Source organism: Neglectibacter caecimuris, assembly GCF_034335015.1.
GTDB lineage: Bacteria > Bacillota > Clostridia > Oscillospirales > Acutalibacteraceae > Acutalibacter > Acutalibacter caecimuris_A.
This window is the reverse complement of sequence record NZ_JAWXXK010000003.1, coordinates 441,484-459,994: the sequence shown is the minus strand read 5'-3', so window position 1 is coordinate 459,994 and position 18,511 is coordinate 441,484. Positions and strand designations below refer to the sequence as shown.

The 18,511-nt window shown below is 54.8% G+C and carries 21 protein-coding genes and 1 pseudogene; all 22 read left to right on the top strand.

Annotation, left to right across the window (positions count from 1 at the left end):
• Positions 1 to 3 precede the first annotated feature (3 nt).
• The 22 genes and pseudogenes from U8T64_RS05210 to U8T64_RS05110 all read left to right on the top strand — a co-directional run bounded on the left by U8T64_RS05210 (position 4) and on the right by U8T64_RS05110 (position 18,509).
• Entirely contained in the window at positions 4 to 876 is an 873-nt protein-coding gene (locus tag U8T64_RS05210) for a type II secretion system F family protein (RefSeq protein WP_322181611.1), read from the top strand.
• A gap of 12 nt (positions 877 to 888) precedes the next feature.
• On the top strand, positions 889 to 1,284 hold the full coding sequence (locus U8T64_RS05205) for a DUF4320 family protein (RefSeq protein WP_322181609.1): 396 nt from the start codon (positions 889 to 891) through the stop codon (positions 1,282 to 1,284).
• Entirely contained in the window at positions 1,281 to 1,817 is a 537-nt protein-coding gene (locus U8T64_RS05200; protein ID WP_322181607.1) for a hypothetical protein, read from the top strand. The genes U8T64_RS05205 and U8T64_RS05200 overlap by 4 nt, the downstream gene beginning before the upstream one ends.
• A gap of 78 nt (positions 1,818 to 1,895) precedes the next feature.
• Positions 1,896 to 2,471 carry a DUF6550 family protein gene (locus U8T64_RS05195; protein ID WP_322181604.1) on the top strand — a complete coding sequence of 192 codons (576 nt, stop codon included), beginning with the start codon at positions 1,896 to 1,898 and terminating at the stop codon, positions 2,469 to 2,471.
• 64 nt (positions 2,472 to 2,535) lie between these two features.
• Complete coding sequence (locus tag U8T64_RS05190; RefSeq protein WP_322181602.1) at positions 2,536 to 4,329, top strand: DUF8193 domain-containing protein; 1,794 nt, start codon at positions 2,536 to 2,538, stop codon at positions 4,327 to 4,329.
• Positions 4,330 to 4,356: 27 nt separating this feature from the next.
• A complete protein-coding gene (locus U8T64_RS05185) occupies positions 4,357 to 4,698 on the top strand; it encodes a DUF3852 domain-containing protein (protein WP_322181600.1) in 342 nt (113 codons plus the stop codon).
• Positions 4,699 to 4,790: 92 nt separating this feature from the next.
• Positions 4,791 to 5,690, top strand: a complete 900-nt coding sequence (locus tag U8T64_RS05180) for a conjugal transfer protein TrbL family protein (RefSeq protein WP_322181598.1) — start codon at positions 4,791 to 4,793, stop codon at positions 5,688 to 5,690.
• Positions 5,687 to 6,067 (top strand): annotated as a pseudogene (locus U8T64_RS13910) (DNA cytosine methyltransferase); the annotation flags it as partial. The gene U8T64_RS05180 and the pseudogene U8T64_RS13910, both read left to right, overlap by 4 nt.
• Positions 6,009 to 7,601, top strand: coding sequence for a DNA cytosine methyltransferase (locus U8T64_RS05175; RefSeq protein ID WP_437125992.1), 1,593 nt, complete (start codon positions 6,009 to 6,011; stop codon positions 7,599 to 7,601). The pseudogene U8T64_RS13910 and the gene U8T64_RS05175, both read left to right, overlap by 59 nt.
• A 128-nt stretch (positions 7,602 to 7,729) precedes the next feature.
• Complete coding sequence (locus U8T64_RS05170; protein ID WP_322181596.1) at positions 7,730 to 8,032, top strand: 4-oxalocrotonate tautomerase; 303 nt, start codon at positions 7,730 to 7,732, stop codon at positions 8,030 to 8,032.
• 65 nt (positions 8,033 to 8,097) lie between these two features.
• Positions 8,098 to 8,361 carry a hypothetical protein gene (locus U8T64_RS05165; RefSeq protein WP_322181594.1) on the top strand — a complete coding sequence of 88 codons (264 nt, stop codon included), beginning with the start codon at positions 8,098 to 8,100 and terminating at the stop codon, positions 8,359 to 8,361.
• Positions 8,358 to 8,939 (top strand): hypothetical protein, encoded by a 582-nt coding sequence (locus U8T64_RS05160; protein WP_322181593.1) that lies wholly within the window; start codon positions 8,358 to 8,360, stop codon positions 8,937 to 8,939. The genes U8T64_RS05165 and U8T64_RS05160 overlap by 4 nt, the downstream gene beginning before the upstream one ends.
• A 12-nt stretch (positions 8,940 to 8,951) precedes the next feature.
• Positions 8,952 to 10,784 (top strand): VirB4 family type IV secretion system protein, encoded by a 1,833-nt coding sequence (locus U8T64_RS05155; protein WP_322181591.1) that lies wholly within the window; start codon positions 8,952 to 8,954, stop codon positions 10,782 to 10,784.
• On the top strand, positions 10,784 to 11,980 hold the full coding sequence (locus tag U8T64_RS05150; RefSeq protein WP_322181589.1) for a hypothetical protein: 1,197 nt from the start codon (positions 10,784 to 10,786) through the stop codon (positions 11,978 to 11,980). The genes U8T64_RS05155 and U8T64_RS05150 overlap by 1 nt, the downstream gene beginning before the upstream one ends.
• Before the next feature lie 19 nt (positions 11,981 to 11,999).
• Positions 12,000 to 12,476, top strand: coding sequence for a hypothetical protein (locus U8T64_RS05145; protein ID WP_322181587.1), 477 nt, complete (start codon positions 12,000 to 12,002; stop codon positions 12,474 to 12,476).
• Positions 12,477 to 12,499: 23 nt separating this feature from the next.
• Entirely contained in the window at positions 12,500 to 12,757 is a 258-nt protein-coding gene (locus U8T64_RS05140; RefSeq protein ID WP_322181585.1) for a DUF6103 family protein, read from the top strand.
• On the top strand, positions 12,754 to 13,788 hold the full coding sequence (locus tag U8T64_RS05135; protein ID WP_322181583.1) for a hypothetical protein: 1,035 nt from the start codon (positions 12,754 to 12,756) through the stop codon (positions 13,786 to 13,788). Before U8T64_RS05140 ends, U8T64_RS05135 begins: the two co-directional genes overlap by 4 nt.
• An 11-nt stretch (positions 13,789 to 13,799) precedes the next feature.
• Positions 13,800 to 14,219, top strand: coding sequence for a hypothetical protein (locus tag U8T64_RS05130; RefSeq protein ID WP_322181581.1), 420 nt, complete (start codon positions 13,800 to 13,802; stop codon positions 14,217 to 14,219).
• A gap of 189 nt (positions 14,220 to 14,408) precedes the next feature.
• Positions 14,409 to 14,819, top strand: coding sequence for a hypothetical protein (locus tag U8T64_RS05125; protein WP_322181579.1), 411 nt, complete (start codon positions 14,409 to 14,411; stop codon positions 14,817 to 14,819).
• A gap of 388 nt (positions 14,820 to 15,207) precedes the next feature.
• A complete protein-coding gene (locus U8T64_RS05120) occupies positions 15,208 to 15,612 on the top strand; it encodes a hypothetical protein (RefSeq protein ID WP_322181577.1) in 405 nt (134 codons plus the stop codon).
• 3 nt (positions 15,613 to 15,615) lie between these two features.
• Positions 15,616 to 17,568, top strand: coding sequence for a MobP3 family relaxase (gene mobP3, locus U8T64_RS05115; RefSeq protein ID WP_322181575.1), 1,953 nt, complete (start codon positions 15,616 to 15,618; stop codon positions 17,566 to 17,568).
• Between the two features lie 17 nt (positions 17,569 to 17,585).
• Positions 17,586 to 18,509, top strand: coding sequence for a DUF3991 and toprim domain-containing protein (locus U8T64_RS05110; protein WP_322181574.1), 924 nt, complete (start codon positions 17,586 to 17,588; stop codon positions 18,507 to 18,509).
• Positions 18,510 to 18,511: the final 2 nt, after the last annotated feature.

Below are 18,511 nucleotides of genomic sequence, written 5' to 3'. Positions count from 1 at the left end.
CGCATGATATTTTTGCTGTTTCTTTTCGGCGCTGCGCTTGCCGCAGGGCTTTTCTTTATCCTTGCCGATGTGCTGAAACTGCCGAAACTGGCGACCGAGCGTGCGCTCATCTCTGCGGGGCGCAGCGACAAAAAACTGGTCAAGTCCACCGAAGCTCTGCTTCTGGGATGGGCGATAAAGCTGGCGCGCTTTGTTCATCTGGACGAGTACAAGCGCCGGAGGTTGGAGCAGAAGCTGACCGCCGCGGGGCTGGACATGACGCCGGAGGTCTATACGGTCTACGGCATTTTGAAACCCTGCCTCATTCTGCTTGCCATTATCCCGTGCTTGATGGTTCTGCCCATCCTCTCGCCCGTGGTTCTCATCCTTGCGCTGTTGGTGTATTTCAAGGAGAGCCGCAGGGCGGACGAGCTGGTCAAAAGCCGCATCGAGAAGATCGAAGGCGAGCTGCCCCGGTTCGTGGCGACCGTTGAGCAGGAGCTGTCCGCAAGCCGTGATGTGCTGCGCATTCTGGAAAACTACAAAAAGCACGCCGGCGAGGACTTTGCCCGTGAGCTGGACATCCTCACGGCGGATATGCGCTCGTCCTCCTATGAGGCGGCACTGATTCGCTTTGAGGCCCGCATGGGCTCCGCCACGGTTTCGGACATTACCCGTGGACTGATTGGAGTCCTGCGCGGCGATGACGGGCGGATGTACTTCCAGATGCTCTCTCACGATTTGAAGCAGGTGGAGCTGCGGCGGCTCAAGGCGAAGGCGGCGAAGATCCCGCCCAAGATTCGTGTGTTCTCGTTTATCATGCTGGCCTGCTTCATGCTCACCTATATCGTGATTATTCTGTTTCAGATTGTCACCTCCATGGGTGCGCTGTTTTAAGGGGGCGGGGCTATGAGAAAACGACTGAAAAAACGCCGCGGCGAGGGCTATATCGACATCTGCGTCCTTGTGGTCTGTGCCATGCTGGTAATTGCCTTTGCCCTTCGAGTTTTGCCCGTCTTTATCGCCAAACAGCAGCTCGACACCTATGCCACGGAGCTGGTGCGGGAGGCGGAGATTTCCGGGCGCGTGGGAAGCGAAACCACGCTGCGGGAGCAGGTCCTCAATGAGCGCATGGGCATCACGCCGGAGGTGGAGTGGTCGCAGACCGGCAACATCCAGCTCAACCATGAGGTGACGGTCACCGTGCGGCTTGATGCCGACATTGGACTGTTCGGGGACTTTGGCTCATTCCCCGTCTCGCTTACAGCACAGGCTACAGGAAAAAGTGAGGTGTATCACAAATGAACAAATTCCCTCACTTTAAGAAGCGCCCCGGCGAGGGCACGCCCATGATCCTTGCCATCGTCCTTGTCCTGCTGATGCTGTTTTGCGCCATTGCGGAGTACAGCCGCATCTGGATCATCTCCCAGGGCGTGAAAGAGGCAACGCAGCAGGCCGTCCTCTCCACCGTCAACGACAACTATGACGATGTGTACCATGCGGTGCGGGAGGGCTATGCCGCAGGCTGGTCGCCGGACGATAGCGGCGGCTGGGATCAGAGTGTGGACGAGGGCAATGTGTATGCCCAGCTCTCCCGCATTCTGGGGCTCAGCAACGATGGTGAAAGCTACATGAAATATGCGGAGGGTCAAATGGAGTTTTCCATCTCCGACCTGACGGTAGAGATTCAGAACAATGCTCTTGCCTCTGGTCAGAGTGCGGGCTATACCGCCGTTGCGGAGCTGGAGCTGACCGTTCCTGTCCGCTTCATGGGCGTGGATTTTCCAGCCGCAGAAATGACGCTTCATACGGAAGCAAAATACATTCCTTTATTTTGAAAAAGTTTCGATGTTTCAATAGACTTTCCACTTCTTCTGTGGTATTGTCCGTTTGAAAACCGAAAGGAGGAGTTCGACATGACAGAGAAAACGAAAAAGGTCCTTGTGATCGCAGCCGGAAGTGTCCTGTGTCTGGCGCTGGCAGTTGGTATTGGTTCTCGCTTCGGCGGTCATGGGTCAGTTCCTTCCGGTACTGATCCCGACTCCACGCAGAATACAAAAGACCCCGTAGTGAACATTCAGGATGCAGATCGCCCGGATAACACCGAGCCTGTTGTAGATATTACTGCACCCGATAAAGCTGCTGACCCCGCCGCAGGTGCGGACAGCACCGGCACGGAGCAGACCATCCAGACCGATCCCATCAAGCCGGAGGCGCCGGAAAAGCCCGCCGCCCCCAGTACAACACCCCTGCCCGAAAACCACCAGGCAGAAGATGTGCCGCAGGAGGACCGCAATACAGAGATCCCGCCCAGCTATGAGCCGGAACAGACTACGGTTACCCCCGCTCCGAGTCCGAACACCCAGGGCGGATACGATAAGGGCGGAACCTATGTAGATGGCTTCGGATATATTCCCAGCAGCGGCGAGGGAACGGTAAGCATAAATGAAGAAATGTATGAAAACGGCAATAAGGTCGGCAGTATGGACTGATTGCCGATCCATCACAGGAGCGCAGCCAACGGCTGCGCTCCTTCTTTATTCCGGAGGTGTTTTTATGAAACGCATTCTTTCACTGCTCCTGTCCGTTTCCCTGTGCCTTGGTCTGTGCATGACAGCTCATGCGGCAGGCGACCCGAACATCGACACCGGTGGCGGAGGCCTGGGCAATGGCTCTGCGGGAAATATCTGGTACGGCGATTCCGGCGTCCGCGTGACAATCATCGAAGTTGAAAGCAAGAGAGCTGTAACAACCCCGGTGGATTATATAAAGCCGCCCGAGTATCTCCTGGCATGGAATAAAAGCAATATTGCTCATTTCGGTAAGGTCTCAAAGGTGCAGTACAACGCAGGTGCTGGGCTGAATCCTACTGTGGGCAGTTACAGCTATGTGATCCCAACGCAGGAGCTTCCGAAAATCATTGCTACCAACAGTGGCACGGGCAGTATTGCGGCAATCAAGAGCTATTTCTGCGATGAACAGATCCTAAGAGGGATTTGCAGTGATACTGGATTTAATTATGACACTTTGGTTTCAGGCGAATATAAGCTCATCATTGAACCTCTGTCGGCTTTTCTCTACAACGGTACGCCGTATGTTATGACAGCTACCGAGGCTGCGCTCTATGATCAGCAGGTCAGCGGTCGACTGCGGAGCTATATGGGTTCCCTTACCCACAAGAACCTGCCGCTGGCTCTGTTTCTGGAAACCCCTGACTTGGGGTACCCGGCATGGGGTGGCAGCCGTTCCACCCATGCATCCAATTCCGACATCATCTCCTCGCTGGGGATTGGAATCGTGCGCTTTACCGAAATCACGGAGTGGGAGGAACCCAGCGAGTTCGACTATGAGTACCGTGTGGATACCGACGTCATTACTTCGGTAGAGGTCAGCGGTGGTCAGTCTGACCCCGACAATCCCGTGTCCGTGGAGTTTATCATCCAAGGTACCACCTACACTGTGAGTAATGTCTACTATCCGGAGGGCGACAGTCAGCTTGCTTGGGTAAAATGGCACACGCCCTCTGAGCCATGTATCTGTACGATACGAGTCAATACGAGGGGTGGCGGCTGGGCGCAGAGTACCATCACCGCCAATATTGTGGACTTGGACGGCAACGATCCACCCAATCCTGTGGCGGATGACCGCAACGATAGTTTCACCGCCTCGCCCGTGCCGGTCAATTCGGAGACCACGACCGCCTCATGGGGCATCTGGTCACCGTGGTGGCATGAAAACTGGGTATGGGTGCCTGTATGGGAAAAGTGCTGGCACAGCAGTTGGGTCGATACCTCCTATACTGACGCAGACGGAAACACAGTCAGCGATGGCTATTGGGATGATTGGTATCATTGGGTAGATAACGGTTATTGGGAAGATCAGGGCTGGTGGGAGTTCGACTATAATGGCTATTCTGCCAGCCTGACGGCGGATATGAAAATAACGCCGGACGACCTCTCGCCCTCAGCCACCGCCGTCTCGCTGAAAAGCGGCTATGGCATTCAAGAGGAAGTGACCGCCAGGGTGACAACGGATCAAAGCTCCGCCGTGACTGCGGCGCAGAACGCCGTGACCTATTTCCCCGAGTTCGGATATAAGGACTACTGGCGGCTGTTGGACTGCACCGTCAGCGGGAAACGATCCGCAATGACATTCAAGGACAATCCCTACAGCACCTATAACCGCCCGACCCACTTCACGCCCATTTGGTACCCGGACGGTAGCTATACCGCCTATACCTGGCTCCTTGATTGTTGGACACCGGCAGGGATGCTGAGCATGAACCTGACCGACAGTCTGACCGTATCCGGCAACCTGTGGGAGGAATGGCACATCGCTCCGAACCATTAAAATCTAATCTTTAAGAGGTGTAAAGCTATGCGTAAATGTAAGAAAATGATCCCCATGCTCCTTGTCGTCCTTCTTCTGTGCTGTGCGTTCTGCACTACAGCGTTTGCGGCTGGCACCGGCGATGTAGCGGGTGCCGTAGAGAGCACTTGGCAGACGGCATCTGGACAGATCAAGACCGTGGTCAACAAGGTGGTTTTTCCCGCCATTGACCTGATCCTTGCCGTGTTTTTCTTTGCCAAGCTCGGCACGGCGTATTTTGACTACAGAAAGAGCGGTCAGTTTGAATGGACGGCGCCTGCGATTTTGTTCGCCTGCCTCGTTTTCACTCTGACCGCTCCGCTCTATATTTGGGGCATTATCGGGATCTAAGCAAAAACAAGAGGACCGTATCGTTTTCATGACTCTCTCCATGAGTTTCAAGGATAGAAGCTACGGTCCTCGAAAAGAGGTGACCTTATCGAATGTTTATATGGGACTTTGTAGCATCCACCGTTCTGGACAACATCATGGATTGGTTCTACGGACAGGTCGTGGGCTTCCTCGGCAACTTCTTTGCCGAGATGGGCAACATGGGCGTGGAGCTGTTCCAGCAAAATTGGGTGCAGAGCATCGTTCTGTTTTTCTCCTATCTGGCATGGGCGCTGTATGTGACGGGACTTGTGGTCGCTGGATTCGAGTGCGGTATCGAGTACAACTCCGGCAGGGGCAATTTCAAAGAAATGGCGCTCAATGCCATCAAAGGCTTTCTCGCTGTGAGTCTGTTCACGGTAGTTCCCGTGCGGCTCTATGAGCTGTCGGTCACGCTCCAGTCCAGCCTGACCGCAGGTATCACGGGCTATGGCACCTCCATTGGAGATGCGGCCGGGGAAATCATCAACACCCTCAACGGCACCGGAAGCCTGACAGAGATGACCTCAAGCTCCATGTTTGGATTTGCATCCATTACCAGCCCTATCATGATTTTGTTCTGTATCATCATGATGGCCTATGCAGTGATTAAAGTATTTTTCGCCAATCTCAAGCGCGGCGGCATTCTGCTCATCCAGATCGCCGTGGGCAGCCTGTATATGTTCAGTGTACCCAGAGGCTATACAGACGGCTTTGTCCAGTGGTGCAAACAGATCATCGGTCTGTGCCTGACGGCATTTTTACAGGCAACAATCCTCGTTGCGGGGCTGATGGTATTCAAGGATCACGCCCTGCTTGGCCTGGGGCTGATGCTGGCGGCCGGTGAAATTCCAAGGATAGCCGGAGCCTTCGGGCTGGACACCACGACCCGCGCCAACATCATGAGTGCGGTCTACACGGCACAGGCGGCAGTCAACACCACTCGCACTGTTGCGCAGGCGGTCGCCAAATGACCGCACCAACCATGGGCAGCCTCTTTGATGGGATTGGTGGTTTTCCGTTGGCCGCAATGCGAAACGGCATCACGCCTGTGTGGGCAAGCGAAATCGAAGCCTTTCCCATCGAGGTAACTAAGCTGCGTTTCCCCGGTATGCTCCATGTCGGGGATATTACAAAATTAGATGGAGCAAAGCTGCCGCCTGTGGACATCATCTGCGGCGGCAGCCCATGTCAGGATCTCTCCGTAGCCGGAGCGAGAGCCGGATTGGCCGGCGCCCGCTCCGGCCTTTTTATGGAGCAGGTCCGCATCGTGAAGGAGATGAGAGCAGAAGATGAACGCAGAGGCAGAACAGCTCACGCTATTCGACCTCGGTATCTGGTGTGGGAAAACGTGCCAGGAGCCTTCTCCAGCGGAGAGCCAAAGGGCGAGGACTTCCGCATCGTCCTCGAGGAGATCTGCCGAATCAAAAGCGATACCATATTTGTTCCTCGACCTTACCCCTGGCCGTGGCAATCTGCTGGGGGAATCGTACTGGGAGATGCTTTCTCCTTGGCGTGGCGAGTCCTCGATGCTCAATACTGGGGCGTCGCCCAACGCCGCCGTCGTATCTTCCTTGTCGCAGATTTTGCAGGGCTTAGTGCCGGAAAGGTACTATTTAAGCAAGACAGCCTGCTTGGGCATTCTCAGGAGAGCGAAAGAACGTGGCAAGGAACTTCCGCTACAGCTCAAAGCTGCGCTGATGGCACAGGCGGGGCTTGCCTCTGTCCCGACTGTTGTGACGCTGCCGGAACAGCCCACAGGCTTTGACGGCTACAACGGCGACCTGACAGGGGACAACGCAGCAACACTGGGCGTCAACTGCGGAATGTCAACTGGCAGGAATGGACTCATCCAACCCATTGCGTTTGCGGCAAATCAGAGGGATGAAGTCCGGGATCTGCGTGATGTAGCCGGTGCGCTCCAGGCACAGCCGGGAATGAAACAGCAGACCTTTGTCGCAGGAGTTGTGAGCAAAGGAGATGGCGATTGCTTCCTGACACCGGAGCGCCATACATCGCTTGCTGCCGGTGGTGGTCAAGCCGGTCAGGGATACCCATGCATTTTGACAGCGGGGTTCTGCGCCGGGGCTGCTCCCACGGCAGGTGGGATCGGCTATCAAGAGGAGTGTGCGCCCACCCTTAAGGCAGCCGAGAACGGCACGAACATGGTGCCAAGTGTCCTCTGCCTCAATGACCAGGGCGGCAGCGTCATGGAATGTACTGAGGAAATGACCGGCACGCTGAGGGCGCAGGAACATGGGCATCAGCCGCTGGTGTTTGAAAACCACGGCATCGACGCGCGGTACACCGGCCCGCACCTGACAGTTCCCACGCTCTCAGCAAGGGCAGGCACCGGCGGCAATAACCTGCCACTGGTATCGGATGCTGACACTCATCCGCTATGCATTTCCGGAAATATCATTGACCGGCAACCGCAAAATGGCGGCAACGGACTGGGCTGTCAGGAGGAAATCTCCTATACGCTGACCGCCACAGACCGCCATGCGGTATTCAGCCGTCAGCGAGTGGATGTTTTCAAGGGCGACGAAGTTGCCAGTACCCAAAGCGCCCGGCAGCACAAGGATGCCACTGACCTCATCTATCAGGAGAGCGTCGGCGCATTGACCAGCAGTGACCGAAAGGGTCCTAACAGTCAGTATGTATCACAGGACAAGCTCATTGTGGAAACGCCCTTGCTCATCCGCCGTTTGACACCACTGGAGTGCGAGCGTTTACAGGGCTTCCCCGATGGCTGGACAGATCTGCCCGGAGCTTCGGACTCTGCCCGATACAAGGCGTTGGGCAATTCTGTAGCCATTCCCTGTGTAGAGTATGTAATGCGTGGGATCGCCCTTGCGCTCCAGATGTCGGATATGTCCGCTTAGTATTTTGTGCTTCGCTTTCCCCGTGCTTCTTCGTTGCTTTTGGATATAGCTTTATCTGATGGGCTTCGGTATAGTTGCTTTGCCGCAGAACGGTGAGAGCGTCAAATAACAGATTGGCAGGTGAGAAAATGGAAAATATGAAAAACCTCTGTGCTCCAATCCCCGAAGCCCTCCATGCCCAGGTCATGCAGGAAAAGGACCAATTGGGGCAGACACTCAGTGAGTATGTTCAACAGGTACTGAACGAGCATTTCAACGGAAAGGATGGAAAAGCAATGGATAAAACAAGAACGATGGCGTTTCAGATCCCGGAGGAGCTGTTCCTCCAACTGAAGGAGTACCTTCAAAAGCACGGTCTCAAGCAGAAGGAGTTCGTGATCGGGCTGATCCAGCAGGCACTTGCCGAGGATAAGGCGCAGACCGAGGAATAACATCAATATAGCAATACCGCCGCAGATGATTTTATCTGCGGCGGTTCATTTTTGGAGGTGACAGCTTGTACATTTACCCTGAAAACCTGACCGCAAAGGCGACCATGTGGCTGTGGGAGCTGCGGGACATCGGGATCATCGGTGTGGGGCTTTTATTCTCTGTACTGGCGCTGACCCAGACGGGAATCTTCATCCCCTTAATCGCAACAGCGGTCTATGCCTTCCTTAGCATCCAGTTCGATGGGACGAGCATCCTGAGCTTTCTGCGCTACGCCACGGCTTTCCTGATTACAAAACAGCAATTCTACGAATGGAGGTTTGACGCATGAGCAGAAAGAAGAAAAAAGAGGGCAGTCAGTCTACCAGGCAGCTCATGGGGATTGAAGATATCAAAGACTACTGCATCGCAACGAGAATGGGCGACTTGGTGTTTTTTATCATCAAGCCCACCAATATCTCCGTCCTGCCTGACTCCGGCGTGACCGCACGGATCTATGCCCTGCTCAATGTGGTAAAGGGGCTGGCAGAGATCGAAATGCTGGCGATCAATTCCAAGGAGTCCTTCGAGGACAACAAGCGATTCTACGCCGGCCGGATGGAAGCCGAGGAGCTTCCCGCGCTCCGACGCCTGCTGGAACAGGACAGCAGCCATCTCGACCGCATTCAGGCGCTGATGGCATCTGCCCGTGAGTTTTATATCATTGTCCGGCTCCGCAACGAGAAGGTGTCGGAGATTTTCCCCTACCTCTCCCGCATCGAGAAAACCATCAAGGACAATGGGTTTTCCGTCAGCCGTGCCGGTGAGCAGGAGATCAAGCGGATGCTGGGCATTTATTTTGAGCAGGATGTGACCACCGAGCAGTACGAGGACTACGACGGCGACCGTTGGGTCATCGTGGGAGAGTAAGGAGGTACCACAATGAAAAAGCAGACGAAAAGATCCGTACCGCACAGCGATGCGGAATCCCAAATCAAGTCCTATCTGGATATGATCGCACCCTCGGTGGTGAAGTTCAACGCCGACCATTATATCTTCGGCAACACCTATCGCTGTGCTTGGGCATTGCGGGAGTACCCCACCAGCACCGACGAGCAGGCAATCCTCCGTCACCTGGGAGAAAAGGACGGAGTCACCCTGCGTATCTATACCCGGCAGGTGACAGCGGCAGAGGAAAAAAAGATTATCCACAACGCTGCCAACAAGAACCGCATGAACCGCTCCAACACCAACGACCTCCAGCAGACCGTGACCGCAGAAAGCAATTTGCAGGATGTAGCGACGCTGGTCACATCCATGCACCGCAATCGTGAACCGCTGCTCCACTGTGCAGTCTATATCGAGCTGACTGCCCCGGACTATGACGCCCTCAAGCTGCTCCAGACCGATGTGCTGACGGAACTGGTGCGGAGCAAGCTCAATGTAGACAGACTCCTGCTCCGTCAGCAGCAGGGCTTCCTGAGCGTCAGCCCTGTTGGGTATAATGCCTTCGGCGCACAGTTCGAGCGTGTCCTGCCGGCCAGCTCTGTGGCAAATCTCTATCCCTTCAATTACAGTGGCAAGACCGATGCCAAGGGCTTCTATATCGGCAAGGACAAGTACGGAAGTAATGTGCTGGTGGACTTCGACCAGCGTGACGAGGACAAGACCTCGGCAAACATTCTGATCCTTGGCAACTCTGGTCAGGGCAAGTCCTACCTGATGAAGCTCCTGCTCCTGAACCTGCTGGAGTCCGGCAAGTCTGCTATCTCCCTGGATGTGGAGCATGAACAAAGGGAGCTGTGCGAGGCTGTGGGCGGCTGCTTTGCCGACCTCATGGCGGGTGAATACCTCATCAATATCCTCGAGCCGAAATGCTGGGATGAGGGCAGCGACCCGGACGATACCGCCGCACCTGAACCCTTCCGCAAAAGTACACGCCTTGCCCAGCACATCTCTTTCCTCAAAGACTTTTTCAGGGCGTACAAGGATTTCAGCGACGCCCAGATCGATGTCATTGAAATCATGGTGGGCAGGCTGTATGAGAAGTTTGGCATCAACGACCACACCAACTTCACCCAGCTCCGGCCGGAGGACTATCCCATTCTCTCCGACCTCTATGATCTGATCGAGAGCGAATTCCAGTCGTATCAGCCGGGACAGCACCAGCTCTACACCGAGCAGCTCCTGCGGGAGATCCTGTTGGGGCTTCACTCCATGTGCAAGGGCGCAGACGCGCAGTTCTTCAACGGACACACCAACATCACCTCCAGCCGCTTCCTGGTCTTCGGTGTCAAGGGAATGCTCAGTGCGGCAAAGAATGTCCGCAACGCCATGCTGTTCAACATTCTCTCCTATATGTCGGATAAGCTCATCACAGTAGGCAATACGGTGGCGGCGTTGGACGAGCTGTATATCTGGCTCTCCAACCCCACCGCCATCGAGTACATCCGCAACTGCCTCAAGCGTGTGCGTAAGAAGGAATCCGCCATGCTGCTGGCCTCGCAGAATCTGGAGGACTTCGACCAGGAGGGCATCCGTGAGATGACCAAGCCGCTGTTCTCCATCCCACCGCACCAGTTTCTCTTCAACGCCGGTTCCATCGATAAGAAGTCCTACATGGATATGCTTCAGTTGGAGGAGAGCGAGTACAACCTCATCAAGTTCCCCCAGCGCGGCGTGTGCCTGTACAAGTGCGGCAATGAGCGGTATCTGCTGGAGGTTCATGCCCCGGCGTATAAAGAAAAGCTGTTCGGCACAGCAGGTGGCCGCTGATGAGTGCGACTGCTGTTGCCGCCGCCAAAGCTGCCGCTACGCTGCTGACCAATCCGAAAACAAGGAAAGCAATCGGCTGGATCTTGGTGGCGGTCTTTTCCCCAGTCATTCTGCTCATCGCTTTCCTCTGTTCCTTCGGCAGCGGCAGCGCCGAGAGCAACAACATGGCGGTGAAAACCTGCTTCTATCCAACGGAGCTATCCGAGAGCCTCCCGGTTGAATACCGCACCCATGTAGAGGATATGCGTACTGCGTTTTCCCTTCTGGATTCGGCGGTCGCCGGTGTGAACAGCCAGATGGAGAGCGGCAACAGCCTTGACCCGATCCGAGTCAAGGCTGTTTTTTATGCCCTCTGCTTTGGCGAGGATACACCGTCCGCCAGAGCTGCGGACAATTTCGTCGGCTGCTTCTATACGACAGAGGAACGAACTGAAACGGTGACTGTGGAGAATGAGGACGGCACAACGAGTACTACAGAGGAAAGCTATACCGTAACGGTCCCGCTCTCGTTGGAATCCGCATACGCCAATCTTGCTTCCGTCATTGGCAGAGCGGTCACAGATGATGACCGCAGCAATATCAACCACATCTATACCATGATTGCGGGACCCGCAGGCGGCGGCAGCTATGACGGGAACTACCTGCGCGGGAGTGACCCGAGCATCGAACTGGAGATCTCGGAGTTCGTTGACCCTACCACGAAGAATGCGGCAGACCTCGCCACATACGCTCTTCACGCATGGGAGTCCGGCTGGGGCTATGTCTGGGGTACCTATGGCTGCGTCCTCACCGATTCGCTCTTCGCATACAAGCTGGAGCAGTACCCCGACGGTGTCGGCGGCTATGCAGATTTTATCCGTGCCAACTGGCTTGGCGGTCGGACCACCGACTGCGTGGGGCTCATTAAGGGCTACGGCTGGCTTGACACGGAAACCATGAGCATCGAGTACGGAACCAACGGAATGCCTGACTACGGTGCCGACCAGATGTACTACAGCGCATCCGTCTCCGGCACGATTGACACGATGCCGGATATCCCCGGCATCGCCGTCTGGCATGAGGGGCATATCGGTGTGTATGTGGGCAACGGCGAGGTCGTGGAAGCTATGGGCACAAAATACGGTGTGGTCAAAACGCAGCTCGAAGGCCGAGGCTGGACCCACTGGCTGGAGATACCATTTATAGAATATAGTTAAGGAAATGCAGGTGAATATAATGGGTACACGATGCTACATAGCAAAAGAAATCGACAACCAGCAGTACAAATCAATCTACTGTCAGTTAGATGGATATCCCGAAATGGTTGGCAAACTTCTTCTCAAACACTATAACACATCCGAGAAATTAGACTCGTTACTTGCTCTTGGAGATATCTATGTGCTGGGTGAAAAAATAACACCCGATCCCGGCAGACCCCATAATGCAAATGAAAGCTTCCAGAAAGGCGTTACTGTTGCATATGGCAGAGACTTTGATGGGCCGGATTTCCCCGCAGAGATTAGAACCCTTGATGAAATGATTGACAGTGATGATTTTATCGAGTTCGTCTATGTCTTTACTGCCAATCAGGAATGGGAATTCAGCCCTTTGCTCGATTACGATTCGGACTTCAGAAAACTCAGTGATGCGCTTTGCAAAAGAGGTTTTGACATTGGCATAGATGATTCTGCGCCACAGATGAAAATGGAATAATTATTCCGAAAGAGAGGTCAGAGATGAAACAAGGAAACCTGGCAATCTCCTTCGAGGAGGAGAAGCTCGCCGCACTGCGGCGCTATATGGGCAAGAAAGAACTGGATCTGGAAGCGGAACTGACCGATGCGCTGACGAAGCTTTATGAGAAATATGTCCCCGCTCCCGTGCGGGAGTACATTGATGAGGCAGACGCACCGGCTCCCACTGCACCTAAACCGAGGCGTGCCCCCAAACCGGCTGTGCCGAAGCCTACCGAAGAAGCGGAGGTGGTTCAATGAGCAGCAGAGAAATTGTCGTTTGGCTTGATGAGCGTTGGTATGACGCTCTGAGCCGTCACCTGAAAGATGAAACGCTGGAGGAGCATCTGGAGAATGTCGTTGATGAGATGTGCAACCAGCTTCCCCGGCAGGAGTATGAGCGCATCAGCACAGAAATCTGGCAGGAGGAGCAACGCAACAAAGAAGCTGCGGAAGCAGGACGGCGCTTCGCCGTGTTCCATGTGACGGAGCGTGGCGAGTCCGTTCATTTTCTGGTGGAGGAAAATCTGGAACTGCTCCAAGCCGCCGTACTGCTGCGGAGATATCTCCGCAAGCCATCGGAAAATTCTCCTGCAAGGTTCACCGGATTGTTCTCCCTCGGTGAGCGTATCACTGCCGAACAGTTTGATACCTATGTGCGGGAGCGGCTGGACAATACCGGACGAGTGACCGGAGCCTTCCACATTGATTTTGATAAGGGACGCTTCGATGCGCTCAACATCATGGACGGCTGGCAGTGCTTCCGCATTCAGGATATCAGCACCGCTTCCTATTATGCCATGAAAAAAAGCTATGCGTCTTTGGAAAACCGCTGGAGGGTATTCCTGGATCGCCTGGATGGAAAGCAGCTCACCGCTGAAACGGAAGCGTTGTATCTTCGCGGTCAGCGGGAACTGCGCGCTGGGGATATCTCCTTCTCCCAAGACATCATGCAGAACGACCACCTGCTGGAGTTCTATATGGATGTGACCTTCGATGCCGACGCAGTGTTCGGCACCCATGTCTGCACCGATGAAAACGATGACTGGCTGAATGTCTATGCCAACTACGATCTGGAGCTTGGCTGCGTCTGCGACACGCTGGAGGTGTATCTGGTACGGGATGATGGAACGGAGCAGGATTACAAGTATCAACTCAGCGATGAGGAACAGGCATTCCTGATGCCCAGGATGGAGGAATACTGCAAGCAGCAATTTGGCTGCGGTCTGGACGAGCTGCGCAATCAGTATCTTTCTGAGCAGACAGGCGGACAGCAGAGTCCGCAGATGTGAAAGCGTGAAGAATGTCAAACTCAGAAAATCCAAATCTCTCACCTTCGATTCTAAGCATCACCGAGGATGGAGATACCGATTGCATCCTGACAAACCGATACACCGATCCGCTGTTCATTGCGCGGCGTTGCTCCATTGCCGCTGCAGACAAAGAGACTGGAAGTATGACGCACAAAGCATTTCCGGAAGTGAAAGTCGTAGCACAATCTCCTGAACTGTTTTCAGCCTGCACCACCTCGATAGATTTTGACCGTGGTGTGTTTTCAGTCAAATGGCATGAGCAGTGGTTCGATATTCCCTTACGGGCTGCGATGGCAGCGGCGGACTGGTGCTATGACCGATTGGGTGAGATCCCGCCAAAGGAACGGATGAGGACATTTTATCTCCGCACAGCCACAGGGCAGCACAAAACAGATGACCATGATTGTTGATTTTTCGGTTCTATAAAATCTATTGGTTGCGTTTTCGTTGGCCTTGCTGAATAGCCTTCTCGGCGAGGATGTGCCATTGTGTTGACAGCCGCAAAAGAGTGGCAAATAAAATACTGGAGGAAAAGTAAAATGACAAGCGAAAGAGCATCGGAGCTACAGACGAGGATTGCGAAGGAGGCACTCGCCCTAATGGTGATCCACGGTGACTATGTCAGCAAGACCAGCGAGGGCGCTGACCTCAGCGTGTCCCACTTCGAGAAAGCCATCACTCTGATTGGCAAAGCGTGGGAGTTGCCTTTGGAGGTGACCGATGGTAACCTGGCGCTCATCCAACAGGAGCGGGATGTGCTCCGCAGGCTTGCCGCTGGAGAGAATGTGGATCACATCCTTCCAGAACAGGAACTACCTATGAACGCCGCAGGCACAGAAACGCTGGACAATGTGTGGGATCTCTTCGAGACAGCGGTCCAACTGAATGCCCCGGAACAGCGTGAGGCGCTGTTCCGCCTCGCCGGTGAGCTGGCGGAATGCCAGAACCTGCTGGACTGGATTGAAAAGACGCCTGCGGAAAGAGAACTGCCGGAGGTCGCAATAGGCTGAAGAGCCAAAACCACCGAGGGCTCCCCAAAGCATGGGGAGCCCTTGGCAGTTACAACCAAAGCATTGGCACAAAAGCACTCTGTCAGCCCCGTGTGCGCCCTGTGTGCCGCCCTTGCACCGAGGGTAAGGATAACACCCACCGGCCAACCAAACAGGCACCGTGCGCCACGGTTTAGGAAGGAAACCACCGTGGGCGAGGAAAAGCAGGAGAAAGCCCGCCGCTCTCTGGGCGGCGGGCGGCTCACCTCTGCCCGCAGTGCGGGCAGTTTCAGGACATGGGGCAGGTCGTTCCTTACGCCCATGAAAAGGGCTGTGGAACGCTCTCTTTCGAGAAAATGCCGCTGTCGCAGGGTTTTGACAGTGGTTCCTACCCATTTTAGGAGGAAATATGGTCAAAGGAAAAGTAAGATCTACAATATTTTTTACCCCATCAGTCAAGGAACAGATCGAGGCGAGCTATCGTGCGGACAACTGCGGCAGTCAGAGTGACTTCGTGGAAAAGGCCGTGGAGTTTTACCTCGGCTACCTCAATGCGCAGAAGGCGGATGACTACCTTCCGTATCTGCTCAGCGAAACATTGGATGCCAAACTGGGCGTGCTGGGTGACCGGATTGGTCGAATGCTGTTCAAGCTGACGGTCGAGGAATCCATGATGATGCACATCATCGCATCGGATACGGATGTGGACACACCCACACTGGACAGACTCCGCGGGCGCTGTGTCCAGGATGCCAAGCGCACTAACGGTGAAATCTCCTTCAAGGATATCCTCAAGTTCCAGAAGGGGCTGTAAGCCGTGGCAAAGCTCATACAAAAGAGCGGCTACATCAAAAGCGGTGGTACTGCTGCGGGCTATATGAAGTACATCGCCACCCGTGAGAATGTTGAAAAGCTCCATGGCAACGGTCCTGCCACTGAGAATCAGAAGAAGCTCATTGCGCAGATGCTCAGTGACTTCCCGGGCGCAAAGGAGCTATTTGAGTACGAGGACTACACAGCCACGCCCACCTTCGGCAACGCCTCCGCATTCATCACCATGGCGCTGGACGCCAACGCCCACTCTATGCAGGATACGGATGGCTACATGAAGTACATTGCCACCCGTCCCCGTGTGGAGCGTAAAGGCGAACACGGGCTGTTCAGCGGCAGCGACTCGGTGTCCCTCCCAGCGGCGATAAAGGAACTGAATCGTCACGGCGGTCGGGTCTGGACATTCATCTACTCCCTGCGCCGAGAGGATGCAGCCCGGCTCGGCTATGACAACGCCGCTCAGTGGCGGCAGCTCATTTTGTCTCAGAAGCAGAAGATAGCAAAGACCATGCAGATTCCAATAGGCGGCTTCCACTGGTACGCTGCCTTCCACGATGAAGGTCACCACCCACACATCCACATGATGGTATGGAGCGATGATCCCAAACAGGGCTACCTGAACCCAAACGGAATTGCCGCCATGCGCTCGGCGCTCACCAATGAGATCTTCAAGGATGAACTCTATGCGCTGTACAAGGAAAAGGATATCTCCTATAAAGAGGTCACCGAAAAAGCACAGCAGGTCATGCGGGAGCTGATCATACAGATGGAGGGCACTGTCTGTGACAGCCCCGTCATTGCGCAGATGATGGCAAAGCTGTCACAGGATCTGGATTCCGTCACCGGCAAGAAGGTGTATGGTTACCTGAAGAAACCTCTCAAGGAGAAGGTGGACGCCGTCGTGGACGAGTTGGCAAAGCTCCAGCCGGTGGCAGATTGCTATTCCGTATGGAACGATCTGCGGGATACGCTGGAGAGCTACTACAAGACCAGGCCTCGTGAGCATTTGCCCCTCTCTCAGCAAAAAGAGTTCAGAGCAATCAAGAACATGATCATTCGGGAGGCAGAGAACATCCGCCTTGGCGTCCACACCTTCGAGGACGAGGATATGCAGGATGAGCCGGAGGAGGATGTCCCTGACAGCAGAGCTTCCAACACCAAGCGGGTATATGAGCTGGCATCTGATTACCGGAAAGCAAAAGCAATCCTCACCGATGACACGCTCGTGCAGGAGGAGAAGCGAAGTACGGTGGATACCTTGGAGCGGCTCTGGCGTGAGGGCTTCCTCACAGCAGCTCACCAGCTCGGCAAGGTCTGGCGGGACGGACTCTGTGATCCGCCCGATGAAAAGCAGGCGGAGAAATGGTTTCGCTGCGCTGCCGAGGCAGGGCTGGACTATTCCCAATATGCCCTTGGCAAGCTCCTGCAAGGTCAGGGACGGATCAGTGAAGCTGTGTCATGGTATGAAAAGGCGGCGGCACAGGGCAACCGTTATGCGAACTATCGTCTGGGCAAGCTGTATCTTACCGGCGAGGATGTCCCCAAGGATGTGGAGCAAGCAATCGAGCATCTGACTGCTTCCGCAAATCGGGGAAACCAATATGCGCAGTATGCCCTCGGCAAGCTCTATCTGATGGGCAAGGATGTGCCAAGGGACGAAGAAGCCGCCCGAAAGTGGTTGACTGCCTCCGCCACCCAGGGCAATCCCTATGCGCAATTCTTTCTGGAGCGCATAGAGCAGTTTCGCAACCCATCTGTCCTGCTGGCAGCAGCCCGACTGCTCCGTCACATGGCGAATATTTTTCGAGGCAACGCTCAGCCGCCTGCCAACCCTGCCGGCCTCCGTATTGATTCCAAACGCCGGCGAAAGCTGATGCAAAAGCGTCTGGCGATGGGTCATAAGCCGGACGACCACGCAGATCCCGAACTGAAACAATAACAACAAGGAGGTGCCAAATGCCCTATATCCATTTTACCGAGGAACAGAAAAACCGTGCCGCCTCCGTTGACTTGGAGGAGTTCCTCCGTATGCGCGGTGAAAAGCTTACCCGCTCGGGCAGAGAGAAACGCATGACAAGCGATCACAGTGTCACCATCCGCGGCAGCGAGTGGTACGACCACGCCACCGAAAAAGGCGGCGGTCCCATTTCCTTTGTGCGGGACTTCTACGGTCTCAGTTACCCCGAAGCGGTGTCTCTTTTGCTGGACGGCGAACAAGGAGTGGAATATCCTACCGCCAAACCGCAGGAGGAAGAACCGCCCAAACCATTCGAGCTTCCGCCGATCAATGGGGATTGCCGCCGTGTATATGCCTATCTGCTCAAGCAGCGGCGTATTGACCGTGAGGTCATCTCCCATTTTGTAAAGGCAGGATTGCTCTATGAGGATGCCAAGTATCACAACTGTGTGTTTGTAGGAACGGACGAAAACGGAGTCCCCCGGCACGCCCACAAGCGCAGCACCAACAGTTATGGCGAAGCCTTCCGCATCAATGTGGAGGGTTGCGATCTCCGTTATAGCTTCCACCATATTGGGGAAGATGATCAGCTCTTCGTCTTTGAGGCGCCGATTGATATGCTTTCGTATATTACTCTCAATCCGGACGGATGGGAGCAACACAGCTATGTGGCATGCTGCGGAACCTCGTCTATCCCCGTACTGAATATGATTGACGGCCTGCCGCAACTGCGGCAGGTCTTTTTATGCCTCGACAACGACAAGGCCGGCCACACTTCAAGCGAGCGCATGGTGGAGCTGATAGCAGACCGGGGACTCCGCGCTGATCGGCTTACCCCGGAACATAAGGACTGGAACGAGGATCTCGTTTCAGAATATGCACAGGAGGAGGTGCAAACATATTGTCAAATATCTGGATTCTGATT